This is a genomic window from Edwardsiella piscicida (genome assembly GCF_001896205.1).
In the GTDB taxonomy this organism is placed as follows: domain Bacteria; phylum Pseudomonadota; class Gammaproteobacteria; order Enterobacterales; family Enterobacteriaceae; genus Edwardsiella; species Edwardsiella piscicida.
This window is the reverse complement of the sequence record NZ_MPNU01000001.1, coordinates 331417-356581: the sequence shown is the minus strand read 5'-3', so window position 1 is coordinate 356581 and position 25165 is coordinate 331417. Positions and strand designations below refer to the sequence as shown.

Here is a 25165-nt window from a genome sequence, read left to right as displayed (position 1 = left end):
AATAACACCACTTGCCAAATACCTCCCTAACCTCCCTGACGGACCACGCTTCCTGTCGTCCCTACACAATACTTGAGCTATTTACTCAAGTACTAATCAATATATATTCACCCTATTCGTTGAGATCAATAACGGGCAGCGCGATAAGGTGCCGCAGAATAGGCATGAATACAGAGGGCATTCACCCCCTTCGTCTATGGCTCTGCTGAAATAGATAGAAGCGTATTTCCATACGTTAAAACAATAAAATGCTAATTAAACGCACATCGACTGCATAGTTATTTATTAACCCTACTCTTGGCGACAGTGACAATCCGAAACTATTTGTAAACTAATCGCGCTATCTGTATCTGATTCATCATGACGGCGCGATTCACCTACTCTGCGGAGATCCTGTGAAAGGGGTCACAGAGATTACGGAAGGAGGGCGCTACCGTGGGTAGCGAAATACAAAGGCGGTACCCTATCTGTACCCCGTTCCCCGATGATCGCTCGGATTCATTGGATATCGCTGATGACGCCACACTCATCTATGGCAAAAAAATAATAATTCTTATTTTCATTAATATCTCTTTTATTCAGAGTCACGGCGCTGTTCTGATCAATCTGTGCGGAAAGAAAAGCTGCCATATCGCGCCGTACTATATCGATATCAGCCACTGAATAACCAAGCATTTGCTTTGCTTATCCAGCGGCAATGATTTTACCCTAATATAATCACTCAGTTAGCCCATGCGAATTATACGCTGGAGTAGAACCCCATTACCCTCAATCAACATACTGAAATTATAACTGTTTTTCTCACTGGCTAATTCCGCTATCTATGCTATTTCATAAATGGGTGTCACTTTGTAATCATCGGTATAACGCGATATTGTGAAACGGATAAGTCGGGGAAACATAAATGGGCGGCGCTGAGCGTGGGCAGGTCTGCTCGCAGCTAAACAGGTTGTTACGCGGCTTCACAGACTAAAAGCATCATCGATATGCAAAAAAAAGGTGTCGATATGAGTAATCAACCGTTAGAGAGCCAAAACGCGCGCGTATTAAAAAATTGGGATCCTGAAGATGAAACCTTTTGGAACGCAACGGGAAACAGCATTGCAAAAAGAAATCTATGGGTCTCCGTATTCTGTCTAGTACTGGCGTTCTGTATTTGGATGGTATTCAGTTCTGTCGTTATCAAGCTTAATCACATCGGATTTGATTTTACGACCAATCAACTCTTCTGGCTGGCGGCCTTACCCTCGATCTCCGGTGCCCTTCTGCGTATTCCGTTCTCTTTCGTCGTTCCCATTTTTGGCGGACGCCGCTGGACCACGATCAGCACCGCGCTACTGCTGATCCCCAGCATTTGGCTGGGCTTCGCAATTCAAGATCCGCAGACGTCGTTCTATTCGTTTGCCTGTATCGCCATCCTGTGCGGTATCGGGGGCGGTAACTTTGCCTCAAGCATGGCGAATATCAGCTTCTTTTTCCCTAAACGCCTGCAGGGCTATGGCCTGGGGATCAACGGCGGGCTGGGCGATGGCGGGATCGGCGTCGTGCAGCTGTGCGTCCCGCTGGTCATCGGCATCGGCCTGTTCGGTAGCCTGGGCGGCGCGCCGCAGCATGTTGATTATAATACGATGATTTGGCTACAAAATGCGGCCTTCCTCTGGGTTCCCTTTATTATTATCGCCTGCCTGCTCTCTTGGTTCATGATGAACGACATTGCGGGTATGCAGTCATCGCTCTCTTCCCAGTTCGTCATTTTGGGTAAGAAAGATACCTGGATAACCAGCCTGATTTACCTGGCCACCTTCGGTTCTTTTGTCGGTTTCTCCGCGGGATTTGCCCTGCTGACCAAGACCCAGTTTCCGGATATCGACATCATCGACTACGCGTTTGTCGGCCCGCTGCTGGGCGCCATCGCCCGTCCCATCGGCGGTCGGCTTTCCGATAAATTTAGCGGCTATCGCATCACGCAGGTGGCTTTTTTCTTCATGATTATCTTCAGCCTGCTGATCGTCCCGACCCTGCCGAGCGAGCACAGCAGCGGCTCCTTTATTCTGTTCTACATCGTCTTCATGGGGCTGTTTATCTTTACCAACCTCGGCAGCGGCTCCAGCTTCCAGCTTATTTCGCAGATTTTCCATCAGAAATCCGCGCAGGAGGCGCAGCAACAGGGGATGCAGGGGAAACATGTCGATCAGTATGCCGATGTGATGAGCTCTGCGGCGCTCGGCTTTACCTCTGCCATCGGCGCCTTCGGCGGCTTTATCATTCCCAAAACCTTCGGCAGCGCGATTACCCTGACCCACTCCGTGCTGTTGCCGCTGGTTTGCTTCAGCGTCTTTTACCTGCTGTGCATGGGCGTCACCTGGCTGTCCTATGGAAGGCACCATTAATCGTCGGGAGAAACGGACATGAGTACCTTTCTGAAAAAGATCCGCTACTTCACCGCAGGCAAGCCCATGGCCGCCAATGCCCATGAGCTCTACCTGCAGGACAGCTCCGACTGGGAGCAGAGCTACCGCAGCCGCTGGCAGTACGATAAGGTGGTGCGATCCACCCATGGGGTGAACTGTACCGGCTCCTGCAGCTGGAAAATCTACGTGAAAAGCGGGCTGATTACCTGGGAGACGCAGTATACCGACTACCCGGAAACGCCCATCGATCTGCCAAATCACGAGCCGCGCGGCTGCCCGCGCGGCGCCAGCTACTCCTGGTATATCTATAGCGCCAACCGGATTAAATACCCGCTGATGCGCAGGGCGCTGCTGGATCTGTGGCGTGAGCAAAGAGCGCAGCACCCCGACGCCGTTGACGCCTGGCAGGCCATTCTGGACAACCCCGAGCTGAGCCAGCGCTATAAGCGCGAGCGCGGTATGGGCGGCCTAGTCCGCGTCTCCTGGCAAGAGGCCAACGAGCTGATCGCGGCGTCCAATGTCGCCACCGTCAAACGCTTTGGCCCCGACCGCGTCGCCGGATTTTCGCCGATCCCGGCTCACGCCATGCTCTCGTTCGCCTCCGGCTCCCGCTACCTGTCGCTGATCGGCGGCACCTGCCTGAGCTTCTACGACTGGTATTGCGATCTGCCGCCCTCCTCGCCGCAAACCTGGGGCGAACAGACCGACGTGCCGGAGTCCGCCGACTGGTATAACGCACAGTATTTAGTGATGTGGGGATCTAACGTGCCGCAAACCCGCACGCCGGACGCCCACTTTATGACCGAGGCACGCTACAACGGCACCAAGGTAGTGGCCGTCAGCGCCGACTATGCGGAAAACTGCAAGTTCGCCGATGAGTGGCTCGCGCCGCGGGCCGGCACCGATGCCGCGCTAGCGCTGGCATTAGGCCAGGTTATTCTGCAGCAGTTTTACCTACAGCAGCCCTGCGACTACTTTATCCGCTATGCCAAACGCTTTACCGACTTCCCAATGCTGGTGATGCTGACGCCCTGCACCGGCCAAGAAAACACCTATCAATCAGGACGCTACCTGCGCGCCGCCGATCTGGCGACGTGGCAAGACCAGCCGCTGGCCCAGTGGAAAACCCTGGCATTCGACCAAGATTCACAGCAGATAGTCATTCCCCGCGGCTCGGCGGGATTTCGCTGGGATCAGGGGGGACAGTGGAACACCGTACAGCAGGATGCCCTCAGCGGCGCCGCCATCGATCCGCTGCTTAGCCTGCAGACGCTGGGAGAAGACGAGGTCTGCGTCGTTCAGCCTGACTTCAGCCATGACAACGCCAACGACCGCTATACCCTCGGTCAGGTGCCGGTGCACTGGATCACCACGACCCGCGGCGAGCGCGTCGCCGTCGCCACCGTCTTCGATCTGATGCTGGCCCACTACGGCCTGCGCCCGCGCGCGGGAGAGATCCCCGCGGAAGATGCGCCCTGCTCTCCGGCCTGGGCCGAGGCCATTACCGGCGTACCGCGCCAGCAGATCATCCGTCTGGCGCAGGAGTTTGCTACCAACGCCCGCATAACCCATGGCCGCTCGCTGATCATCGTCGGAGCCGGGATCAACCACTGGTTCCATAGCGATATGACCTATCGCAGCATCATCAACGTGCTGATGATGTGCGGCACCATCGGCGTCAACGGCGGCGGCTGGGCGCACTATGTCGGTCAGGAAAAGCTGCGGCCGCTGGCCGGATGGGCGCCGGTCGCCCTGGCGGGAGACTGGCAAAGCCCGGCGCGCCTGATGAACGGCACCTCGTTCTTCTACAATCACACCAGCCAGTGGCGCTATGAAAACGTGGATGCCCATACGCTGCTGTCGCCGCTGGCCGAGCGTGACCAGTTCCCCCATAGCCTGATCGACTTCAACGTCATCGCCGAACGCCTGGGCTGGCTGCCCTCTTCTCCTCAGCTGGATCGCAACCCGCTCACGCTGGCCGCCGAGGCGGCGGACGGCGACGTCAAGGCCGAGGTCGCGCAGGCGCTGAAACAGGGCACCCTACGCATCGCCAGCGAAGATCCCGACGCGCCGGGAAACTATCCGCGCGTACTGTTTGTCTGGCGCGCCAACCTGCTCGGCTCCTCCAGTAAAGGGCATGAATACTTTCTGAAACACCTGCTGGGCACCCGCCACGGCGTCATGGAGCAGGATCTGCAGCAAAAGGGGCTGCCGCTGCCGCAGCAGGTCGCCTGGCGCGACAGCGTCGAGGGCAAGCTTGACCTGCTGGTGACGCTCGACTTCCGGATGTCCACGACCTGTCTCTATTCAGACGTGATCCTGCCGTCGGCCACCTGGTATGAGAAGGAGGACCTCAGCAGTACCGACATGCACCCCTACGTTCACCCCTTTACCCGCGCCATCGATCCCATGTGGGAGGCGCGCTCGGACTGGGAGATTTTCAAAGGGATCGCCCGGCAGTTCTCCGCTCTGTGCACGGGGCACCTGGGCAAAGAGCGCGATGTCATGCTCACGCCGCTGCTGCATGACTCACCGGCAGAGTTGGGCCAGGCCTGCGGCGTCAGCGACTGGAAAAACGATCCACAGACCTTTGTCGCCGGGAAAACCGCGCCCGCCATCGCCGTCGTGGAGCGCGACTATCCGCAGACCTATTTTAAATATACCCACCTCGGCCCGGCGCTGGCGGCCCACGGCAACGGCGGCAAGGGCGTTCACTGGGACACCCGCCCCGAGATCGACAGCCTATGCGCGCGTCACGGCAGCGAGACGCTGGACGGCGTCGGCCCCTGTGCCAACATGCAGGATGCTACCCAGGCGCTGGAGACCATTCTCACCCTGGCGCCGGAAACCAACGGCCAGGTCGCCGATCGCGCCTGGCACGATCTGGCCGCCAAAACCGGTCAGCAAGAGATAGCCGACCTGGCCGCCGACAAGAAAGGCGTGCACTACCGTTTCGCCGATATTCAGCGCCAGCCGGGACGGGTGATCGCCAGCCCGCTGTGGTCGGGCATTGACAGCGATCGGCACGCCTACACCGCCGGCAGCCTGAACATCACCCACGCCGTCCCCTGGCGCACCCTGACCGGCCGTCAGCAGGCCTATCAGGATCACGCCTGGATGCAGGCCTTCGGCGAAGGCTTCGCCTGCTATAAACCCCCGCTGGATACCCAAAGCTGCCGCAGCGTACGCGAACATACGGCCAACGGGCAGCCGGAGCTGGTGCTGAACTTTGGCACCGCCCACCAGAAATGGGGGATCCACTCCACCTATACCGACAACCAGATCATGCAGACCCTGTCGCGCGGCGGCCCGCTCATCTGGATCAGCGAGCACGATGCGCAGCGCGGCGCCATCGCCGACAACGACTGGGTCGAGCTGTTTAACGGCAACGGCGCCATGGTGGCGCGCGCGGTGGTCAGCCAGCGCATTCCCGCCGGGCTGGCGCTGATGTACCACGCCCAGGAGCGTACGTTGAACATGCCCCTGTCGGAGGTCACCGGGGAGCGCGGTGGGATCCACAACTCCATTACCCGGATTTGTCCCAACCCGATCCACATGATCGGCGGCTATGCCCACCTGTCATGGGGCTACAACTATTACGGCACCATCGGCTCCAACCGGGATGAAACTGTGATTATTCGCAGGCTTAACCGGGTGGAGTGGGACTGAAACCGATCGGGAAGAGGGAGAAAAAAATGAAAATTCGTGCACAGGTTTCCATGGTGCTAAACCTCGATAAGTGCATCGGTTGCCACACCTGCTCGGTGGTGTGCAAAAACGTCTGGACCAGCCGCGAGGGCATTGAGTACGGCTGGTTCAACAACGTTGAGACCAAGCCGGGGCGCGGCTTTCCCCGCGACTGGGAGGATCAGGATAAGTGGCACGGCGGCTGGCAGCGAGTCAACGGCCAGCTGACGCCGCGCATGGGCGGCAAGCTCAGCCTGCTGGCCAAAATCTTCGCCAATCCGCATATGCCGGCGGTAGGGGACTACTATGAACCCTACTCCTTCGACTATGCGCATTTGCACAACGCCCCCGCCGGCGCACGCCACCAGCCGACGGCGCGCCCCTATTCGCTGCTCACCGGTAAGACGCTGGAGAAAATTGAGGGCAGCGCCAACTGGGAGGATGACCTGGGCGGCGAAGCCCGCGTCCGTCAGGGCGACCGCAATCTTGATGGGCTGGACAAGCAGCTGTATGCCCAGTTTGAGCAGACCTTCATGATGTACCTACCGCGGCTGTGCGAGCACTGCCTTAACCCGGCCTGCGTCGCCTCTTGCCCCAGCGGCGCCATCTATAAACGGGCCGAAGACGGCGTGGTGCTGATCAATCAGGATCAGTGCCGCGGCTGGCGCATGTGCGTCAGCGCCTGCCCCTACAAGAAGATCTACTACAACTGGAAAAGCGGGAAATCGGAGAAGTGTATCTTCTGCTACCCGCGTATCGAGGCCGGACTGCCAACCCTGTGCTCCGAGAGCTGCGTCGGACGTATCCGCTATATCGGCGTCATGCTGTACGATGCCGAGGCGATCCCCGCCGCGGCAGCAGAAGAGGATCCGCAGGCGCTGTACGACGCGCAGATGAAGATCTTCCTCGATCCCAACGATCCGGACATCCTGGCACAGGCCCGCCGCGACGGCATCAGCGATGAGATCCTGGCGCATGCCCAGCGTTCGCCGGTCTACCGCCTGATTAAAGAGTGGCGCCTGGCGCTGCCGCTGCATCCGGAGTTCCGTACGCTGCCGATGGTGTGGTACGTGCCGCCCCTGTCGCCGATCCGCTTCGATGACGCCAGCCTGGCCGAGCCCCACGATATCCGCCTGGCGGAGCTCGCGCAGATGCGTATTCCGATCGACTACCTGGCCAACCTGCTGTGCGCCGGTAACCGTAAGCCGGTAGAGGCGGCGTTGACCCGCCTGATCGCCCTGCGTCACTACCGCCGCAGCCTGCTCAGTCCACAGGCGCCGCAGTGGCTGCAGCAGGCCGATCTCAGCGCTCCACAGGCCGAGGCCATGTACCGCCTTCTGGCGCTGGCGCCGTACCATGAACGCTTCGTGATCCCCACCGGGATGCATCGCCCGGGAAGCGATCGCGAATATATTGAGCACGGTAGCTGCGGCTTCAGCTTCAATACGCCCCACGATACCGACGGTACCAACCTCACCGGCTATCGCCCCGACGATCGCCTGGTGATCAACACCCATAGCAAGGAGTAAGCCATGCTGAGCCTGTTAATGTTGGCCCGCCTGCTGGACTACCCCGATGAGGCGCTGTGGCAGGCGCGCGGTGAGCTGGAGGCCGCGCTGCCGCAGTGTCGCGAAATGACGGCGGCGCAGCAGAAGCGCCTGCAGGCGTTTATCGCCCATTACTGGGAGGCCCCGCTGGCAAGCCGTCAAAGCGATTACATTGCGCAGTTCGATCATACCCGCCGCTGCGCCCTGTATCTGTGTGAGCACCAGCTGGCCGAGTCTAAAAACCGCGGACAGGCGATGGTTAATATCCTGAGCCACTATCGCCAGGCCGCGCTGGAGCCCGCGCCGCGGGAGCTGCCCGACTATCTGCCGATGGTGCTGGAGTTTGCCTATCTGCGGTCACAGCAGCAGCCTGAGGAGGGCCGGCGTATCCTGACGCAGATTGCCGAGGTGGCGGAGATTCTGTATCGCCGCACCCACGACGGTATGTACGGCGTGCTGTTTCAGCTGCTACTGCAGCTGGCCGGCAGAGAGACCGATGGCCTGGTGCCAGAGGCCGACGGCACGCCGACGGCGGCGATCGATGCGGAGTGGGATCGCGCACACGCTCCGGCCCGCGTTGAGCTCCCCGATATGCCCCAGGGCCGCCCGGCGCCGGTTCACTACCTGGATCTTGAGCGATAAGGAGGATTGAATGTCCGCACTGTCCTATTTTTTATTCAACATCTACCCCTATATCGCCATCACGGTGCTGTTGCTGGGGTGCCTCTATCGGTTCGACTATGGCCAATACACGTGGAAAAGCGGCTCTTCGCTGCTGATGGCCAACGGGCGCTATAGCCGCTATGCGCTTAACCTGTTTCACGTCGGCATGCTGGGGGTTTTCTTCGGCCACGTGGCCGGACTGCTGACGCCACGCTCTTGGTATGATGCCTATATCTCCAGCCAGACGCATCAGATCCTGGAGCTGATCGCCGGCAGCTTCTTCGGCACCCTGCTACTGATCGGCGCGCTGATGCTCTTGGCCCGCCGCCTCTTCTGCGCCCGGGTCGCCGCCACCTCGTCGTTTTCCGACAAGCTGATCCTGATCCTGCTGACGATCCAGATCTGCCTGGGCATGCTGACGATCCCGGTCGATCTGCTGCACCCCTCCGGCGCCACGCTGCAAAACCTGATCAGCTGGAGCCAGGGGATCGTGACCTTCCGTCCCGATCCGGCCCAGTATCTGCAAGAGGTCAACTGGCTGTTCAAGGTGCATATGGTGCTGGGGCTGACCATTTTCCTGATCTTCCCCTTTACTCGCCTGGTGCATATCTGCAGCCTGCCGCTGGGCTATCTCCTGCGGCGACGCCAGGTCGTTAAAACCCTGCGCTAAACGCGCTTCTCCGCCCCGACGCGGCGCCAGCCCTCAACCCACTGACGCCGCCGTCCGCATTACTGAATAACGCCGCAGGCCATACGCGCCCCGCCGCCGCCCAGCGCGTGCGGATGATCGTCATAGTTATCGCCGCCGACGTGCACCATCAGCGCATGTCCCTTCAGCTGGGAGAGCGATTTCAAACGCGGCGCCAGCACGGCATAGTTTGCCGTACCGTCCGCATTGACCACCAGTCCCGGCAGATCGCCCAGGTGCCCGGCATCGCTGTAGGGCCCCATATGCTTACCGCGCTTCTCGGGATCCCAGTGGCCACCGGCCATCAGGGCCGGCACCGGTTTACCCTCTTTGACGCCCGGCAGGCAGCTGGCGTTTTCATGGACATGAAAACCGTGGATCCCCTGCGGAAGACCGTGCAGGCTGGGCGTAAACAGCAGACCATAGGGCGTTTCGCTGACCGTCACCTCACCGATCGCCGGCCCCGCCCCCTGCGGCCCCGCTTCATACAGCGTTATCGACTCAGAGGCGCTGTAGGCAGCCCCGCTCATCAACGCGGTGGCCAGTACCAATATTTTCATTTTTTTCATATCGTTATCTCCATATTGTCTCATGTAATCTCTGCAGTCCATTTTCATGCTAACAAAAAAAAACCGTTTACTAACAAAAAACAGGCCGTATTGACATAAGGGTGACAAAAGTCACTCTACCCGCGTCCACCCTCACGCGACGCCGGTCAATGTGACGCTATGAAATGACAGATAAAAAAGAGCCGCGTCGTTATTTTTTCGGCTCAACGCCAAGAATATTCCGAATATGAGTTGCTTTACTCGGCGCACGCCCATACCCCCTTACTGCGCTATCAGGTGAGGAAAAATGGAATCGGGGTCCACGCCGCGAGACACAAGAAATTATTTTTCTATACTTGCTTAAAACAGAAAGAAATAGGTATTGGACAAATGAAAAATAAACGTATGGCTACTCGTGCTCAGCGACGGCAATAGACCGGCCGAGCAAAGCGCACCTATCTGATCGGCAAGCCGTACGTTCGCCGAGGTTGGCATCAGCTCCCTTCGCGGGAGCGCTGAGACGCTCTGCCGCTGCGCGCTGAGGCGCCGCGCCGACAGAGAAAATAAGAGGAATGCCCCCCATCACCGCCAAAAATAAACGTTAGCCTGGCGATAAGATGGACTAACTCAGCTTTATAAGTTATATCGGGATTTATTTTAATTCTCTAAGAAGCTAACCAGTGCATATTTCTACGCCTTGGCAACGCAACCAGCAGGATAAATAGTGAGCGCCCGTAAACCATTTTTATCGCGTTCTCTCCCGCGCTTCTCATGTTATTTTCAACGAATGGAAAACATTCGATACAATTTTATTTTTCCCTTTGATTTTATTCATATTAAATAAATTCAAATTTTCTTCATTGCTGGCTATCATTATGCCGCGTGTTCTTTTTTTGTGACACAGGTCACCCGATAGGTCCTCTGTCACGCGATAGTTGATAATCAGGAATCCATCATGAAAGCATTCACTAAACTGGCCCTGTTCGTAGGTCTGGTCTCCGGCGCTACTCTGGCCAACGCCGCAGGCATCAACAACACCGGTTACTATGCCGGTGCCAAAATGGGTATCAGCGCCGAGCATCTGTTCGATCAGAAAGATGTTAACGGCAATGGCATGAGCAACGATAACAAAGGCGTTGGTAACGCCGGTCTGGTTTTCGGCTATAACTTCGAAAACCAATTCAGCCTGCCGGTTCGCGCCGAGCTGGACTACACCTTCCGCGCTAACGCCACTTCTAGCCATACCAACGATGCCGCAGAGACCAACGACAGCCGTCTGGGTCTGCAGACGCTGATGGTTAACGGTTACTATGACATTAAAACCGGTACCCCGTTCACCCCGTACGTCGGCGCCGGTATCGGTTATGCTAACGTCAGCCTGAAAAACGACATGAACGGCGACAACGTCCAGAGCAACAGCAACAACTTTGCCTGGAGCGTCGGCACCGGTGTGATCTACAACGTTAACGAGCGTCTGGATCTGGATCTGGGCTACAAATACCTGGACGCAGGCAAAGCCAGCGCCGGTAACTCCCAGGCCAAAGTGACGACCCATGACGTTACGCTGGGTGTGAACTACTACTTCTAAGTGGTTCGGTCGCGAAAACCAACGGCTCCCAATGGGAGCCGTTTTGCTATTCGGTCGCGACGCCGCGCTCGGCCATCATGTCCCGCAGGCGCCGAAACACCGGCGCTACGCGCAGGCCGTTATGATCGTATTCACTGGTGATCCAGGTCTGAAGATTGCCGATCTGCGCCGCGCTCTCCAGCGATAGACCGACGTCGACATACATGTCGTGATAATACACCGCCGCCATCACCGGTATGTCGTTGTCGCGCAGACGCGCGGCATCGTACAGCGCCGGCCACGTCTCACGCCGGGCCAGCAGCTCTACCGCCGCGCGAAACGGACGCAGCGACTGCATCTGATCAAACATCCACGGGTAGATCATCTCGCCGGTCAGCAGCGGCGAACTCCGCTCCGGAGAGAACGCCGGTAGGTCGTCGCGCACCCGCTGAGCGGCCCAGCGGGTCGCACCGCTGTCCGCATCGGCATAGATACTCTCATGCAGCACCGCGTACAGCGGATTGTCGGCAAAACCGCTGCGCTGCATCACCTGATTCAGGAAGGTATCGCTCAGCTCCCCCTCCTGGTTAAAGGCCTCATCCAGCAGCCACAGCAGGCGTTCATAGCCCTCGCTCATGCCCATATCCAGCCCCAGCGTCAGCAGGCGCTCTACGCTGAGCAGATCGCCGTCGGGTAGATATACCGCCTGATCACGCAGCAGGGCCACGATACGATCGAGCTGCTCGCGCGCCTGCGGATAACGGGTGAAAAAGTGCTGATTGCGCTGCGCCACGAGACGATAGGTCGCCTCGTACAGCCGAGTGGCATCCGGCGCTATCGCCGGCAGACCGCCGGTGATATAGCAGGCATGCAGCCCCTGCGGCGCCTGGGATAGGTAGGTCAGCGTAATAAAACCGCCGTAGCTTTGCCCCAGCGTCGTCCAGCGCCGACCGCCAAAGTGGCGCAGTCGCAGATGCTCCGCGTCGCGCACAATGGCATCGGCGCGGAAGTGGCTCAGGTAGTCCGCCGCCTGCTCTGGGGTCATATCGCGCAGGACGCTGGCCTCGATCCGGCTACTGTTGCCGGTGCCGCGCTGATCCATCAGGATCACCCGGTAATCGCGCAGCGCCTCCGCCAGCCAGCCGCTGTGGGAGGTCGGGCGCGGGCATTTGCCGCCGGGACCTCCCTGCAGGAACAGCAGACAGGGCATCTCATCCGCCTCGCGGCCCGGGGCGCACAGCTCGCGGGCAAACAGCGTCAGCCGCCGCCCGTCGCTGGGGTCGCGCCAGTTCAACGGCACCTCGGTACTGAACTCCCGCACCGCCATCCCCGGTACTAAAAACGCTCGTTCAATCATCTGTCGACACTCCTTGGCATGCAGACCACTCTCCCGACGGGTATCGGTCTGTCCAGACTCACAGTTCCGCGATGCGCAGTCCGCCGCTGCGGTAGCGGCTGGCCTGATCGCTGGGGGTATTGCCAAAAAACCGTTTGTATTCACGGCTAAACTGCGACGGACTCTCATAGCCGACCCGACTCGCCGCCGTGCTGGCCTTTAGCCCATCGTGCAGGATCATCATGCGCGCCTTATGTAGCCGATACGATTTAATGTACTGCAGCGGCGAGGTCGCCGTCACCGCCTTAAAGTTGTGGTGAAACGACGAGATGCTCATATTGACCGACTGCGCCAGCCTGTCGACGTTCAGGCTGCTGGCATAGTTCTGCTCAATCAGGCGCAGCGCCTTGGCTATCTGACTAAAGTGGCTATGGCGGCTGGCCAGCGCCAGCAGGGCGTCGCCGCCCGCCCCGCACAGGGCGTGGAACAGCATCTCGCGAACGATCTGCGGGCCGAGCACCCGCGCATGTAGGGGATCCTCCATCGCCTCCACCAGGCGCTCGCAGGCGCACAGCATGGCATCGTCCAACGCGACCGAGCGTACCCCATCGGCGTGCGGGCGCACCGCCGTACGCATCCCATCGCCGATATCCATCAGCAGATCCTGCAGCATCTGCACGTCAACCCGCAGCGCCAGGCCGATCAACGGCTCCTGCGGCGAAGCAAAGGTCTCACATTCGCAGGGCAACGGCAGCGTCATCAGCAAATAATTGCTCGGGTCATAGTGAAACACCCGCTCCCCCAGATACCCGACTTTGCGCCCCTGCAATATAATGATCAGACTGGGTTGATACATGACCGGCGTGCGGGGTTGATGTGCGTTGACATAGATGAGGTTAACATGCTCGACCGGCGAGGGCTTGACCCCCGGCTGTTGATGCAGGCGCTGAACCTGTGCGGCCAACTGTTTCCATCTATCGTCGATAACCATGCGGTGGTCTCCATACAACCAACTTAATTGGCAATTATTCTGCCTGTTTAACATATTTTTCTACAGTTTTTTGCAGGAATAGGCAAACAACCTACAGAAATGTGCATTGAGCCGATGGCGCAATGCGCCCACAATAGCACTCAAATTTCATACCGGCGCTGACGCCGAACATATTCATGCTTTTTAGGTATATGAGTGAGGGTTGCATCATGGAAAACTTTGTTCTTCACACCCCGACCAAAATTCTGTTCGGCCGAGATCAGATTGCCAACCTGCGCGATGAAATTCCGCCGCAGGCGCGCGTCCTGATCACCTACGGCGGCGGCAGCATTAAACGTAACGGCGTACTGGATCAGGTGCACGCCGCCCTGCACGGCCGTCACGTCTTCGAGTTTGGCGGCATTGAGCCGAATCCCCACTACGAAACCCTGATGCAGGCGGTGGAGATGGTGCATAACGAGAAGATCGACTACCTGCTCGCCGTCGGCGGCGGCTCGGTCATTGACGGTACTAAGTTTATCGCCGCCGCCGCAGACTACGTCGGCGATCCCTGGCACATCATGGAAACCGTCGGCAGCGACGTCACCCGCGCCATTCCGATGGGGGTGGTTCTCACCCTGCCTGCCACCGGATCTGAAATGAATATGGGCGCCGTGATCACCCGCAGCGCAACCGGTGATAAGCTGCACTTTATGTCCCCCTTTGTCATGCCGCGCTTTGCCGTGCTGGATCCACAGGTCACCTACACCCTGCCGCCGCGTCAGATCGCCAACGGGGTCGTGGATGCCTTTGTACACATCGTGGAGCAGTATCTGACCTATCCGGTCGATGCCCGCGTGCAGGATCGCTTCGCGGAAGGACTGCTGCAGACCCTGATCGAAGAGGGTCCGCGAGCGCTGCAGGAGCCGGAAAACTATGGGGTGCGCGCCAATATCATGTGGTGTGCCACCATGGCGCTCAACGGGCTGATCGGCGCCGGGGTTCCGCAGGATTGGTCTACCCATATGCTCGGCCATGAGCTGACTGCCATGCACGGGCTGGATCATGCCCAGACCCTGGCCATCGTGCTGCCCAACGTGCTGCAGCTGAAGCGCGATAAAAAACACGCCAAGCTGCTGCAGTACGCCGAGCGGGTCTGGAATATCCACAGCGGCAGCGACGAGCAGCGCATTGACGCCGCCATCGCCGCGACGCGAGCCTTCTTTGAGCAGATGGGGGTAAAAACTCGCCTGAGCGACTACGGCCTGGACGGCAGCACCATTCCGGCGCTGCTCGATAAGCTGCAGGAGCACCGCATGACCGCCCTGGGCGAGCACGGCGACATCACGCTGGAGCAGAGCCGCCAGATCTATCACGCGGCCCGCTGATCCCGCGCGCAACAAACAGAGCGGGCCGGCAAATGCCGGCCCGCGCTATCGTTGAGGCGTCAGCGGCGCGCGCTACGCCTCTTCGCCGATATATTCCATCGCAACGCGTGAGGTCAGCTTGGTGATCAGCTCATAGGCGCTGATACCGGTACAGGCGGCCACTTTTTCAACCGGCAGCCCCGGTCCCCACATGATCACATTATCGCCCACGCGATCCGCCGCCTGCGGCCCCAGATCGACCGAGATCATATCCATGGAGACCCGCCCCACGATCGGCACCTCTCGGCCATTGATCAGCACCGGCGTGCCCGACGGTGCGCTGCGCGGATAACCGTCGCCGTAGCCTATCGCCACCACCCCGAGACGGGTATCACGCTGCGCCACCCAGGCGCCGCCGTAGCCCACCGGCTCGCCGGACTTATGTTCGCGCACCGCGATCAGGCTAGACTGAAGGGTCATCGCCGGCTGCAGCCCGTAGTGATCGGCCGCCAGCGACAGATCCGCCTGCGGCGAGACGCCGTACATAATAATTCCCGGCCGCACCATGTCACGGTGCGACTGCGGCCACAGCAGGATCCCGCCGGAGGCGGCGATAGACTGCTCGCCCGCTTTCCCCTGCACAAAATCGTCGAAACAGGCCAGCTGCTGCTCGGTGCGCCCGCACTCCGGCTCATCGGCGCGGCTGAAGTGGCTCATAAAGTTTACCGGCTGGGCCACGTTAGGACAGGTGCACAGGCGACGATAAAACGCCTCGGCCTGCTCCGGGCGCACCCCAAGGCGATGCATGCCGGTGTCCAGCTTCATCCATACCTTAATCGGGCGCTCCAGACGGGCATTCTCCAACGCCTGCAGCTGTTCTTCGCTGTGTACCGCCGTTTCGATGTTATTGGCCACCAGCACCGGCAGATCGCTGGCGGAGAAAAAGCCCTCCAGCAGCAGGATCGGCTTGACGATCCCGCCGGAGCGCAGCATCAGCGCTTCGCCGATGCGCGCCACGCCGTAGCAGTCGGCCTGGTGGAGGATTTTGGCGGTCTCCAGCAGGCCATGCCCGTAGGCGTTGGCCTTCACCACGGCAATAAGGCGACTGTGCGGCGCAAACTTACGAATCTGCTGAAAGTTATGTCGCAGAGCGCGGCGATCAATGATGGCGGTTGCCGCTTTCATGTTGCTTCCTTGGTTCCATTAATGAGCTTGGTTGGATATCGGGTCGGGCGCACGGCGCCCGGCTCATGAAATTGTCCCACGGGCCGAGCGTGCGATCCGCCTTGGGCGCATGCGTCCCGTGGCGCCGCGCGCATCGGGCGCTTAGTCTTCATCGTTATAGGCCGGGCCCGCGTAGTTATCAAAACGCGACCACTGACCGTTAAAGGTCAGACGCACCGTCCCGATAGGGCCGTTACGCTGCTTGCCAAGGATGATCTCGGCAATGCCCTTCAGATCGCTGTTTTCGTGATAGACCTCATCGCGATAGATGAACATGATCAGGTCGGCGTCCTGTTCGATAGAGCCGGACTCGCGCAGGTCGGAGTTGACCGGGCGCTTATCGGCGCGCTGCTCCAATGAACGGTTCAGCTGCGACAGGGCCACCACCGGCACCTGCAGCTCTTTGGCCAACGCCTTGAGCGAGCGGGAGATCTCAGCGATCTCCAGCGTACGGTTATCCGACAGCGACGGCACTCGCATCAGCTGCAGGTAGTCGATCATGATCAGGCTTAAGCCGTCATGTTCGCGGAAGATGCGCCGCGCGCGCGAACGCACCTCCGTCGGGGTCAGGCCAGAGGAGTCGTCAATATACATATTGCGCTTCTCTAGCAGCAGCCCCATGGTGCTGGAGATCCGCGCCCAGTCCTCATCGTCCAGCTGCCCGGTACGGATACGGGTCTGATCGACGCGGGAGAGCGACGCCAGCATACGCATCATGATCTGTTCGCCGGGCATCTCCAGGCTGAAGATCAGCACCGGCTTTTCCTGCGTCATCGCCGCGTTTTCACACAGGTTCATCGCGAAGGTGGTCTTACCCATCGACGGACGCGCCGCCACGATGATTAAATCAGACTTCTGCAGCCCGGCGGTCTTTTTGTCCAGATCCTGGTAGCCGGTCGATACCCCCGTCACCCCGTCGTGAGGACGCTGGTACAGCTGCTCAATACGCGACACCGTATCTTCCAAGATGCGGTCGATGCTCTTCGGTCCCTCATCCTTACTGGCGCGGTTTTCCGCGATCTGAAACACCCGAGACTCGGCCAGATCCAGCAGATCTTCGCTGCTGCGCCCCTGCGGATCGTAGCCGGCGTCGGCGATCTCATTGGCAACGGCGATCATCTCCCGCACCACCGCGCGCTCGCGTACGATATCAGCATAGGCGTTGATGTTGGCGGCGCTGGGGGTATTCTTGGACAGCTCGGCCAGATAGGCGAAGCCGCCGACGCTATCCAGGTGTCCCTGCTGCTCCAGCGACTCCGACAGGGTGATCAGATCGATTGGGCGCCCCTGCTCCAGCAGGCGCTGCATCTCGCCGAAGATCAGGCGATGGGGGCGACTGTAAAAGTCATTGGAGACCACCCGCTCGGCCACATGATCCCAGCGTTCGTTATCCAGCATCAGGCCGCCGAGAACGGACTGTTCAGCCTCCAGAGAGTGCGGGGGCAGCTTAAGCCCCTCCATCTGGCGATCGCGGGGTGCCTCGCGGGATTTACTGCCGGGATTGTTTCCTGCCATAGTGGAAATGCTTTACCTGTTGTGAGCCTGTGACGCGCGACAGTATAACCAATGCCGACGCCCGGCGCATGGATAAGTCATAGGCGTTCATCGGGAGGAACAGGGGGGGATATACCACCCCATATGGCATATGGGGCGATAAAATTCAAACGGGAGCCCGTGTGACCATGGCTCCGGAGGCTTAGCGCAGGATCTCGATCCGATCGACATCGACGCTGATCCGTTCGGCCATCTCCTTATCCACCGTTCCATACAAACGCAGGCGATTTTGCGGCGTGACCTGAATCCCCCGCCACTCATCGTTATCAATTTCAACCATGGTGTCACCCTTCGCATCGCTGAATACGTAATGCTCTCCGCCTAGGCTACGGACGATCTGCCCCTCTAACACGACCGGCTTATCGTCCTGCATCCACGTATACCCATTAATCTCTGCGGTGCTCACGGCCCCCGCCGCCGGCCCAGAGAATCCCCCGGAGCCATAGCCTGCGGCGCTCCCGTTGAATCCAGCGTAAGCATGCACGCTCAATAATAAGACCAATAATACAGCACCTTTTTTATACATATATGGCTCCTTACTCTCCGTGGTATTGAGCCGCTATTTTTACAATAAGATCTTAAGAAATTATTAAGTAAATCATGAGGAAATGTGGTTAATAAGACGCAGGTTTTCGCAGCGCGCGGTACAGCCAGACCACCACGATCGCCAAGGCCAGCCACGGCAGCAGCTTGATGACCAGGACAAACAGCCCGCCAAATACCAGCAACAGCGCCGCGACGGCCAGCGCGGCAATCACCCCCAACAGCGATATGCCGGTCAGCAGCAGCATCATAAAAAAAGCCAGGACAAACATCACTTCCAGCATCGACTTCTCTCCATTCCGTCACGACGACGGTCTCTCCGAGAATATCCAAAATCCATGCCAATGTTTAAAACAGCGTTAACCCATTGATTCAATAAAAATGCCAGCGACATCGCGCTGGCAGAGGGGTATCGATTGTGATGAAAATCACCAACTGTTGGTCAAATTACTCAGCGCGGCGATCCACGAAGCGCAGCGCCTGCTCCACGACGTCGATACCGGCGCCCGGGCGATGGGCGTTCTCGCTCAGGTGACGGCGCCACTGGCGCGCGCCGGGGATCCCCTGAAAGAGCCCCAGAATATGACGCGTGATATGGCCCAGGTAGGTCCCCTGCGCCAGCTCTCGCTCGATATAGGGATAGAGCGCCCGCACCACCGCCACGCTGTCCGGCACCGCCGCGTCGGCATCGAACAGCTGACGATCGACCTGGGCCAGGATGCCCGGATTATGGTAGGCCTCGCGCCCCATCATCACCCCGTCGACGTGCTGCAGGTGCGTCAGCGCCTCATCCAGACGCTTTACGCCGCCGTTAAGGGCGATGGTGAACTGCGGAAAATCCTGCTTGAGGCGATACACCCGCGGATAGTCCAGCGGCGGCACCTCGCGATTCTCCTTGGGACTCAGCCCCGACAGCCACGCCTTGCGTGCGTGGACGATAAAGGTATCGCACTCCCCCTGACCGGCCACGGTGCCGATAAAATCGCACAGAAACGGGTAGCTATCCTGCGCATCGATCCCGATGCGGGTCTTTACGGTCACCGGGATCGAAACGACATCGCGCATCGCCTTCACGCAGTCGGCCACCAGCTGCGCCTCGCCCATCAGGCAGGCGCCAAAGCGGCCGTTTTGCACCCGATCCGACGGACAGCCTACGTTCAGGTTGATCTCATCGTAGCCGCGCGCTTCGGCAAGGTGGGCGCAGCGGGCCAGATCGGCCGGGTTGCTGCCGCCCAGCTGCAGCGCCAGCGGGTGCTCCTCTTCGCTGTAGGCCAGATAGTCACCCTTACCGTGGATAATCGCGCCGGTGGTCACCATTTCGGTATACAGCAGGGTTTGACGGCTCAGCAATCGGTGAAAATAGCGGCAATGGCGATCGGTCCAATCCAGCATCGGGGCGATGGAGAACCGCTGTGAGGGGAATACACCCGCCTGATCCCGCCCGCGGGCGCCCGTCGCTTGTTCAATATGTGCTGCCTGAGTCATTGCTTGTTCGCCGTATCCCATATGATAGATGTGCCTCATTTACCCACCGTCGCGCCGGGTAGCGCACGGGGCGGCGATTCTAGCATACCTGCCCTGCGCGCAAAAAGCGCACATCGGGCCCTTCCCCCGCGCTACGCCCTACTCCGTCGCACGCGCCCCCTGCCGCGCGCCCGGCGAGAGGAAAATATGGCTGATAAAGTCGGGCCGGTTATGGTCCAGCCCCAGCTTATTTCCCAGCGTTCGCTTGCAGTACACCACCGCCTGCTCATGGATCCCCAGCAGGCGAGCGGTCATGGCCGTACTGTTATGGTAAGAGAGGCTGAGCAGCACCGCGGCTTCGCGCAGGGTGACCCCGCGCTGGTAGAGCGTCATCAGGCCAAAGGCATTTAGCCGGGCGTGCACCGTCTCGCCGGCGCCCCAGCAGGCGTCCGGCGCGCCGCGCGAATAGGGCAGAAAATAGAGATCCAGCGGATGAAACGTCCGCCGCTGAATATGGCGGTAAAACCCATCGTAGCTCAGCGCGTGGGCGTTATTAAAAAAACGGGCAATCAGCTGAGTCAGATAGCTCTCCCGCCGATTAATGATGATCACCGGCGTCAGGCTATGACGGCGCACCCTCTCCACGGTCTGCAGCAAATGATTACGCTGCCGATCCGTCACCAGCAGACTGCCGGTCCGCTGCAGCGCACTGAGTATGCGGGGGGAAAACGGAACCGCGTCCGGCAGCGAAATAATGGTGAACTGCCGCCGGTACAGCGCCACTATCGCCTGACGCAGCGGCCAGTGTTCGATCGCTAAAATAAGATCCATGTCTACTTTACCCTTCCCTGAGACCGATATCGCGCGCGCTCAGTTTTACGCAGTGTCCCTACGACGGCGTTGATATAAAAGTTATTTTTATAAAAGCGCGGCATTATATATTTTTGTTGTTTATATTTTTATCTCTACGGACCGGTGAATCATTATTACTTTTAAATATTAGTTATTTTTATTATCTCGCTTAGAGATATACGACTAATGTAATTATCGAATGGGCGCGTTCGCATCACAGCCTGATCCATTGCCAACGGTGAGCAGCGCAGGGCTAAATTACCCGCTCCGTACGTCAGCGTCTGCCGTCGATATGTATTTCAGATGATAAAATAACAAGGTTTAAACAACGGACCGACGCCGAAGCGGCCGCGAGGCGCTTCGGGGCATCGCGCTAACTGTGGTAAAATGGCGTCACACTATTGGCAGGGAACCGCGACCATGACCACCCCCACTTTGCAGCGACTGCTGGCCCAGGCAGAACAGATCTGTCGGCAGCGCAATGTCCGCCTGACGCCCCAGAGGATGGAGGTGCTGCGCCTGATGGCCGCTCAGCAGGGCGCCATCAGCGCCTACGATCTGCTGGATTTGCTACGGGTATCCGAGCCCCAGGCTAAGCCCCCGACCATCTATCGGGCGCTGGATTTCCTGCTGGAGCAGGGTTTTATCCACAAGGTCGAATCGACCAACAGCTATGTGATGTGCCACCATCTCGATGAGCCGTGTCACACCTCAGCCCTGTTTATCTGCCACCGCTGCGGCCAGGTTCATGAGCGTTCGGCCGACCTCCTGCAGCAGCAGCTGGAAACGCTGGCGCAGCAGGCCGGTTTTACCCTGCAGCACAGCGTCATCGAGGCCCATGGCCTGTGTCACGCCTGTGCCCAGGCGCCCGACGGCGCAACGTCGGCCCGTTAACGCCATCGGCGGCGGACTACGCCGCCCCGGCGGGGAACCAGCGCTGCGCGCGCCAGCGGCGGCGCCAGATCAGCCACAGGGACAGGCCGCGCAGCGTCAAAAACACCGCCAGCGCCAGCCACAGCCCGTGATTACCCAACCACGGTATGCTCAGCAGCGTCATACCGTATCCCAGGGCCGCTACCGCCATGCTGTTACGCATATCGGCCCCGCGCGTCGCACCGATAAACATGCCGTCCAACAGGTAACACCACACCCCCAGCAGCGGCAGCACTACCTGCCAAGGCAGGTAGTCGAGCGCCAGAGACTGTACCTGCGGCAAAGAGGTCAACAGATTGACGATATCGCGCCCAAACAGGCCGTAGGCCAGCGCAAACAGCAGTGCAACCGCCCCCGCCTGGCGGCAGGCGGCGCGCCATACCCGACGCAGCGCCGAGGCGTCGCGGGCGCCATAGGCCTGACCGGAGTAAGCCTCGACGGCATAGGCAAAGCCATCCAGCGCATAGGCGGTAAAGGTCAGCAGATTCATCAACACCGCGTTGACGGCCACGACGTCGGCCCCCATCCGCGCGCCGATCACCGTCAGCGAGGCAAAACACAGCTGCAGCAGCAGGGAGCGCAGCATGATATCGCGGTTCAGCGCCAGCAGGCGGCGCAGGTTTCCACGCCAGGCGCGCCGGAAATGCGCCCGACGTAGCCCGCGCAGGCGCATCACATGCAGCAGCAGCGCGACCCCCATCAGCAGCGTGACATAGTCGGCAATCACCGTCGCCCAGGCGGCACCGGCCACCTTCCAGCCCAGTCCCACCACCAGCCACAGATCCAGCGCGATATTCACCGCGTTGCCGACGATCAGCAGCAGCACCGGCGCCCGGGCGTACTGCACCCCCAGCAGCCAGCCCAGAATCACCAGGTTGGCCAGGGTCGCCGGCGCGCTCAGCCAGCGAATCTGCATAAACAGCTGCGCCTGCGTCTGTATCGCGGCCTCGGCGCCGACGATCTGCAGCATCAGCGCGCTCAGCGGCTGACGCAGCAGGATGATGCCCACCCCGGCCAGCAGGGCCATGATCAGCGGCTGCACCAACGCCCGCGCCAGCGCCGGGCGATCGGCGGCGCCAAACGCCTGGGCACACAGCCCGGTGGTGCTCATGCGCAAAAATAGCAGCAGCATAAACAAAAAGGTGGTGGCCATGCTGCCCACCGCCACGCCGCCCAGATAAACCGGCGAGTCCAAATGGCCGATCACCGCCGTGTCGACGATACCCAGCAGGGGAACGGAGACATTCGACAGAATCATCGGCAGCGCCAGGCGCCACAGCGCCTTGTCTTCCTGGAAAAAGCCTCGCATCACATCGCTCTCATCGTTGGGCCGGATCGCACCGGCGCGGCGCGCTGACGCCGCAAAAAAAAAGACCCCGCGAGCCGAAGGATCGCGGGGTGGGGGCCGGGGTAACGCGCTGGCCTGGAGGCGCAGAGGCGCTACGCTCCGGGGCGGGGTACAGCCTAGATCCAGTCGCCGTTGCGGATCACGCCGACGGCCAGCCCCTCAATGGTGAAGTTCTGCTCGCGCAGATCGACGACGATAGGCTGGAAGTCGCTATTTTCCGGCAGCAGCTGCACCATATTCCCTTGTTTTTTAAGGCGCTTAACGGTCACCTCATCCTCAATGCGCGCGACGACCACCTGACCGTTGCGGACATCCTGGGTCTTGTGCACCGCCAGCAGGTCGCCGTCCAGGATACCGATATCGCGCATCGACATGCCGTTGACCCGCAGCAGGAAGTCGGCGCTGGGCTTAAACAGCGACGGGTCGACCTGGTAAAATCCTTCGATATGCTGCTGCGCCAGCAGCGGCTCGCCGGCGGCCACCTGGCCAATCAGCGGCAGCCCCGTCTCATCTTCCATCAGCAGGCGGATACCGCGCGACGCGCCGGAGACAATCTCGATCACCCCTTTGCGCTGCAGCGCCTTCAGGTGCTCCTCGGCGGCGTTGGGTGAACGGAAACCGAGGCGCTGGGCAATCTCGGCACGCGTCGGCGGCATGCCGGTTTGTTCGATATGATCGCGAATCAGATCGTAGACCTGCTGCTGCCTGGCCGTAAGTGCTTTCATTCCGCCCCCTGTTCGTTTATACAGTTTTGCTGTGAGTATATACAGGTAGCGGATAATTTAAAACCGCGAAATACACAAAACGCCGGCCCCGGCGTGCTTTCCGCCGCCGCCAGACGGCGCTCAGCTTTTCCCCTGCGCTCGGTAAATACGCTGCGGACGGCCCACCTTGCCATAGACGATTTCCGCCACAATCTGCTGACGCGCCGCACAGAACTCCAGGTAGCGCCGCGCCGTCGTACGGCTCAGCATCAGGCTCTGCGCCACGCTTTCGGCGGTATGGCGTACCGTATCGTCCACAAACAACCCCTGCACCTTCTCCAGCGTCAGGGCATCGATGCCGACCGGCAGATCCTCTTTGCTGTCGCCGCGCGCATAGGCGTTATACATGCTGTCTATCTGACGCTGGCTAGCATTCTGATGCCCGCTGAGCATGCTGTTGCGCTGCTGATAGCGCTCCAGCGTCTGCCCCAGGCGCTCGTAGGCGATGGGTTTGATCAGGTAGTCGAAGGCGCCGCTGCGTACCGCCTCGGAGACGGTGTCCATGTCGCTGGCGGCGGTGGTCAGCACCACCCCGCCCGGATAGCGCTGCTGGGTCAGCTCATGCAGCAGATGCACCCCGACGCCATCCGGTAAATAGTTATCCAACAGCACCAAATCCGGGTGAAAACTTTTAATCATCGCCCGGGCCTGAGCCAGATTGCCGGCCAGCCACAGCTGGCCGCAGCAGGGATGATTGCGGATAAACTCCGCGTGCATCTCAGCCAGCGGCGTTTCATCCTCGACGATTAATATATTGATTTTATTCATGTTCACTCTTCACCTTCGGGATAAAAACAGAAAATAGAGTGCCATAGGGCTGGTTGTCCTCCAGCGTAATGGTGCCTCCGCAACGCCCGACATAGCGGGCAATAAGGTACAGGCCAATGCCGTGCTCCCCCGGCTCTTCCGCCTTGGTGCTCACGCCCTGCTCAAAAATTTTGTCTTTCAGGGTATCCGGGACGCCGCAGCCCTGATCGGCCACTTCAATGATGACCTCGCTGCCCTCATCCGACAGATAGACCTCCACGCAGCCGCCCCCCTGTGGGTTCTTCAAACTGGCATCGAAGGCATTATCCAATAGATTGCCCAATACCGCCGCAAACTCCGTGCTGTCCAGCCCCGCCGGCAGCGCATGCAGCTGGCTGCCGTCGACGATGGTCAGCGTCAGCCCCAGCTCGCGCGCCCGATGCACTTTACCAAACAGCAGCCCGGCGACCACCTTGTCGCTGAACGCATCGCGCAGGCGGTCGATCAGCTGCTGCTGCGCCTGCGATGCACCGCGCACCATCTCCAGCGCCCGATCGTACTCCTTCATCTGCAGCAGCCCGCTTAGCGTCGACATCCAGTTGAGGTGCTCATGGCGCACGGTGCGCAGGCTGTCGACATACTGACGGATCTGGGTCAGCTGGGCGTTAAGCGTATTGATATCATCCTTGCTACGGAAGCTGATAATCGCGCCGAGCAGCGTATCGCCGTCGTCGGAGCGGATGGTCGCCCGGTTGGCTATCACGCTCAGCCCGTTAAAGGTGAGAATGGCATCGCGCCGATCTTCATTGATGCGATCGGTGAAAAAGCCCGACGGCGAAACCACCTGGCTTATCGGCTGCCCCAGCCACTGGCGACCCGGCGCGCTTAGCCCCAGCATTTTGCGAGCATTGCGATTTATTGCCGTGATCTGTCCGTCAGGATCGACCGCAAT

At 59.7% G+C, this 25165-nt stretch carries 22 protein-coding genes; 8 read left to right on the top strand and 14 right to left on the bottom strand.

Features of this window, described 5'->3' with window-relative positions:
• Positions 1–498 precede the first annotated feature (498 nt).
• Positions 499–660 (bottom strand): hypothetical protein, encoded by a 162-nt coding sequence (locus BRD58_RS18055; RefSeq protein ID WP_162467507.1) that lies wholly within the window; start codon positions 658–660, stop codon positions 499–501.
• A gap of 347 nt (positions 661–1007) precedes the next feature.
• Here BRD58_RS18055 and BRD58_RS01555 point away from each other — a divergent pair, with 347 nt between their 5' ends.
• The 5 genes from BRD58_RS01555 to narI are packed head-to-tail and all read left to right on the top strand — an operon-like array spanning position 1008 to position 8978.
• Positions 1008–2390, top strand: coding sequence for a NarK family nitrate/nitrite MFS transporter (locus BRD58_RS01555; RefSeq protein WP_014524159.1), 1383 nt, complete (start codon positions 1008–1010; stop codon positions 2388–2390).
• A gap of 18 nt (positions 2391–2408) precedes the next feature.
• The gene (locus BRD58_RS01550) at positions 2409–6080 is read left to right on the top strand and encodes a nitrate reductase subunit alpha (protein WP_073381453.1); all 3672 of its coding nucleotides are present in this window, start codon (positions 2409–2411) and stop codon (positions 6078–6080) included.
• Between the two features lie 26 nt (positions 6081–6106).
• Complete coding sequence (narH, locus tag BRD58_RS01545; RefSeq protein ID WP_012847128.1) at positions 6107–7627, top strand: nitrate reductase subunit beta; 1521 nt, start codon at positions 6107–6109, stop codon at positions 7625–7627.
• Positions 7628–7630: 3 nt separating this feature from the next.
• Positions 7631–8287, top strand: coding sequence for a nitrate reductase molybdenum cofactor assembly chaperone (gene narJ, locus BRD58_RS01540; protein ID WP_073381451.1), 657 nt, complete (start codon positions 7631–7633; stop codon positions 8285–8287).
• A gap of 10 nt (positions 8288–8297) precedes the next feature.
• A complete protein-coding gene (gene narI / locus BRD58_RS01535; RefSeq protein ID WP_012847126.1) occupies positions 8298–8978 on the top strand; it encodes a respiratory nitrate reductase subunit gamma in 681 nt (226 codons plus the stop codon).
• A gap of 59 nt (positions 8979–9037) precedes the next feature.
• Here the strand turns inward: narI and sodC are convergent, their stop codons facing one another.
• The gene (gene sodC, locus BRD58_RS01530) at positions 9038–9565 is read right to left on the bottom strand and encodes a superoxide dismutase family protein (protein ID WP_012847125.1); all 528 of its coding nucleotides are present in this window, start codon (positions 9563–9565) and stop codon (positions 9038–9040) included.
• A 934-nt stretch (positions 9566–10499) separates the two neighbouring features.
• On the opposite strand from sodC, the gene BRD58_RS01525 reads away from it, so the two are divergent.
• Positions 10500–11132, top strand: a complete 633-nt coding sequence (locus BRD58_RS01525; RefSeq protein ID WP_012847123.1) for an outer membrane protein — start codon at positions 10500–10502, stop codon at positions 11130–11132.
• Positions 11133–11178: 46 nt separating this feature from the next.
• Here BRD58_RS01525 and BRD58_RS01520 read toward each other — a convergent pair whose 3' ends face one another.
• Both BRD58_RS01520 and BRD58_RS01515 read right to left on the bottom strand, forming a co-directional pair.
• Entirely contained in the window at positions 11179–12468 is a 1290-nt protein-coding gene (locus tag BRD58_RS01520) for an alpha/beta fold hydrolase (protein WP_073381448.1), read from the bottom strand.
• A gap of 58 nt (positions 12469–12526) precedes the next feature.
• Positions 12527–13438 (bottom strand): AraC family transcriptional regulator, encoded by a 912-nt coding sequence (locus BRD58_RS01515; RefSeq protein WP_015460740.1) that lies wholly within the window; start codon positions 13436–13438, stop codon positions 12527–12529.
• Between the two features lie 209 nt (positions 13439–13647).
• Between BRD58_RS01515 and yqhD the strand changes: the two genes are divergently transcribed.
• Complete coding sequence (gene yqhD / locus BRD58_RS01510; RefSeq protein WP_073381446.1) at positions 13648–14805, top strand: alcohol dehydrogenase; 1158 nt, start codon at positions 13648–13650, stop codon at positions 14803–14805.
• A 72-nt stretch (positions 14806–14877) separates the two neighbouring features.
• Here the strand turns inward: yqhD and alr are convergent, their stop codons facing one another.
• The 6 genes from alr to BRD58_RS01480 all read right to left on the bottom strand — a co-directional run bounded on the left by alr (position 14878) and on the right by BRD58_RS01480 (position 20400).
• Positions 14878–15969, bottom strand: a complete 1092-nt coding sequence (gene alr, locus BRD58_RS01505) for an alanine racemase (protein ID WP_073381440.1) — start codon at positions 15967–15969, stop codon at positions 14878–14880.
• A 141-nt stretch (positions 15970–16110) separates the two neighbouring features.
• The gene (gene dnaB / locus BRD58_RS01500; RefSeq protein WP_012847115.1) at positions 16111–17523 is read right to left on the bottom strand and encodes a replicative DNA helicase; all 1413 of its coding nucleotides are present in this window, start codon (positions 17521–17523) and stop codon (positions 16111–16113) included.
• A gap of 181 nt (positions 17524–17704) precedes the next feature.
• A complete protein-coding gene (locus BRD58_RS01495) occupies positions 17705–18088 on the bottom strand; it encodes a NirD/YgiW/YdeI family stress tolerance protein (protein WP_015460738.1) in 384 nt (127 codons plus the stop codon).
• Positions 18089–18176: 88 nt separating this feature from the next.
• Positions 18177–18389: an envelope stress response protein PspG gene (gene pspG, locus BRD58_RS01490; protein WP_012847113.1), complete on the bottom strand. Its 213-nt coding sequence runs from the start codon at positions 18387–18389 to the stop codon at positions 18177–18179.
• A 163-nt stretch (positions 18390–18552) separates the two neighbouring features.
• On the bottom strand, positions 18553–19590 hold the full coding sequence (gene dusA / locus BRD58_RS01485; protein ID WP_045474796.1) for a tRNA dihydrouridine(20/20a) synthase DusA: 1038 nt from the start codon (positions 19588–19590) through the stop codon (positions 18553–18555).
• Between the two features lie 138 nt (positions 19591–19728).
• Positions 19729–20400, bottom strand: a complete 672-nt coding sequence (locus BRD58_RS01480) for a hypothetical protein (RefSeq protein ID WP_012847111.1) — start codon at positions 20398–20400, stop codon at positions 19729–19731.
• Positions 20401–20841: 441 nt separating this feature from the next.
• On the opposite strand from BRD58_RS01480, the gene zur reads away from it, so the two are divergent.
• Positions 20842–21315, top strand: coding sequence for a zinc uptake transcriptional repressor Zur (gene zur, locus BRD58_RS01475; protein WP_015460736.1), 474 nt, complete (start codon positions 20842–20844; stop codon positions 21313–21315).
• Between the two features lie 16 nt (positions 21316–21331).
• On the opposite strand, the gene dinF is transcribed toward zur, so the two are convergent.
• From dinF to BRD58_RS01455, 4 genes are all read right to left on the bottom strand, one after another.
• The gene (gene dinF / locus BRD58_RS01470) at positions 21332–22663 is read right to left on the bottom strand and encodes an MATE family efflux transporter DinF (RefSeq protein ID WP_015460735.1); all 1332 of its coding nucleotides are present in this window, start codon (positions 22661–22663) and stop codon (positions 21332–21334) included.
• Between the two features lie 155 nt (positions 22664–22818).
• Positions 22819–23427, bottom strand: coding sequence for a transcriptional repressor LexA (lexA, locus tag BRD58_RS01465; protein WP_012847108.1), 609 nt, complete (start codon positions 23425–23427; stop codon positions 22819–22821).
• 120 nt (positions 23428–23547) lie between these two features.
• Positions 23548–24234: a two-component response regulator DpiA gene (dpiA, locus tag BRD58_RS01460; RefSeq protein ID WP_012847107.1), complete on the bottom strand. Its 687-nt coding sequence runs from the start codon at positions 24232–24234 to the stop codon at positions 23548–23550.
• Positions 24227–25165 (bottom strand): ATP-binding protein (locus tag BRD58_RS01455; protein ID WP_139263911.1); only part of this gene is annotated, 939 nt, incomplete at its 5' end. The genes dpiA and BRD58_RS01455, both read right to left, overlap by 8 nt.

What these genes read in the sequence shown, in the direction of transcription:
- BRD58_RS01555 (WP_014524159.1), top strand. Translation starts at nt 1,008, where the DNA reads ATGAGTAATCAACCGTTAGAGAGCCAAAACGCGCGCGTATTAAAAAAT.
- BRD58_RS01550 (WP_073381453.1), top strand. Translation starts at nt 2,409, where the DNA reads ATGAGTACCTTTCTGAAAAAGATCCGCTACTTCACCGCAGGCAAGCCC.
- narH (WP_012847128.1), top strand. Translation starts at nt 6,107, where the DNA reads ATGAAAATTCGTGCACAGGTTTCCATGGTGCTAAACCTCGATAAGTGC.
- narJ (WP_073381451.1), top strand. Translation starts at nt 7,631, where the DNA reads ATGCTGAGCCTGTTAATGTTGGCCCGCCTGCTGGACTACCCCGATGAG.
- narI (WP_012847126.1), top strand. Translation starts at nt 8,298, where the DNA reads ATGTCCGCACTGTCCTATTTTTTATTCAACATCTACCCCTATATCGCC.
- sodC (WP_012847125.1), bottom strand. Translation starts at nt 9,565, where the DNA reads ATGAAAAAAATGAAAATATTGGTACTGGCCACCGCGTTGATGAGCGGG.
- BRD58_RS01525 (WP_012847123.1), top strand. Translation starts at nt 10,500, where the DNA reads ATGAAAGCATTCACTAAACTGGCCCTGTTCGTAGGTCTGGTCTCCGGC.
- BRD58_RS01520 (WP_073381448.1), bottom strand. Translation starts at nt 12,468, where the DNA reads ATGATTGAACGAGCGTTTTTAGTACCGGGGATGGCGGTGCGGGAGTTC.
- BRD58_RS01515 (WP_015460740.1), bottom strand. Translation starts at nt 13,438, where the DNA reads ATGGTTATCGACGATAGATGGAAACAGTTGGCCGCACAGGTTCAGCGC.
- yqhD (WP_073381446.1), top strand. Translation starts at nt 13,648, where the DNA reads ATGGAAAACTTTGTTCTTCACACCCCGACCAAAATTCTGTTCGGCCGA.
- alr (WP_073381440.1), bottom strand. Translation starts at nt 15,969, where the DNA reads ATGAAAGCGGCAACCGCCATCATTGATCGCCGCGCTCTGCGACATAAC.
- dnaB (WP_012847115.1), bottom strand. Translation starts at nt 17,523, where the DNA reads ATGGCAGGAAACAATCCCGGCAGTAAATCCCGCGAGGCACCCCGCGAT.
- BRD58_RS01495 (WP_015460738.1), bottom strand. Translation starts at nt 18,088, where the DNA reads ATGTATAAAAAAGGTGCTGTATTATTGGTCTTATTATTGAGCGTGCAT.
- pspG (WP_012847113.1), bottom strand. Translation starts at nt 18,389, where the DNA reads ATGCTGGAAGTGATGTTTGTCCTGGCTTTTTTTATGATGCTGCTGCTG.
- dusA (WP_045474796.1), bottom strand. Translation starts at nt 19,590, where the DNA reads ATGACTCAGGCAGCACATATTGAACAAGCGACGGGCGCCCGCGGGCGG.
- BRD58_RS01480 (WP_012847111.1), bottom strand. Translation starts at nt 20,400, where the DNA reads ATGGATCTTATTTTAGCGATCGAACACTGGCCGCTGCGTCAGGCGATA.
- zur (WP_015460736.1), top strand. Translation starts at nt 20,842, where the DNA reads ATGACCACCCCCACTTTGCAGCGACTGCTGGCCCAGGCAGAACAGATC.
- dinF (WP_015460735.1), bottom strand. Translation starts at nt 22,663, where the DNA reads ATGCGAGGCTTTTTCCAGGAAGACAAGGCGCTGTGGCGCCTGGCGCTG.
- lexA (WP_012847108.1), bottom strand. Translation starts at nt 23,427, where the DNA reads ATGAAAGCACTTACGGCCAGGCAGCAGCAGGTCTACGATCTGATTCGC.
- dpiA (WP_012847107.1), bottom strand. Translation starts at nt 24,234, where the DNA reads ATGAATAAAATCAATATATTAATCGTCGAGGATGAAACGCCGCTGGCT.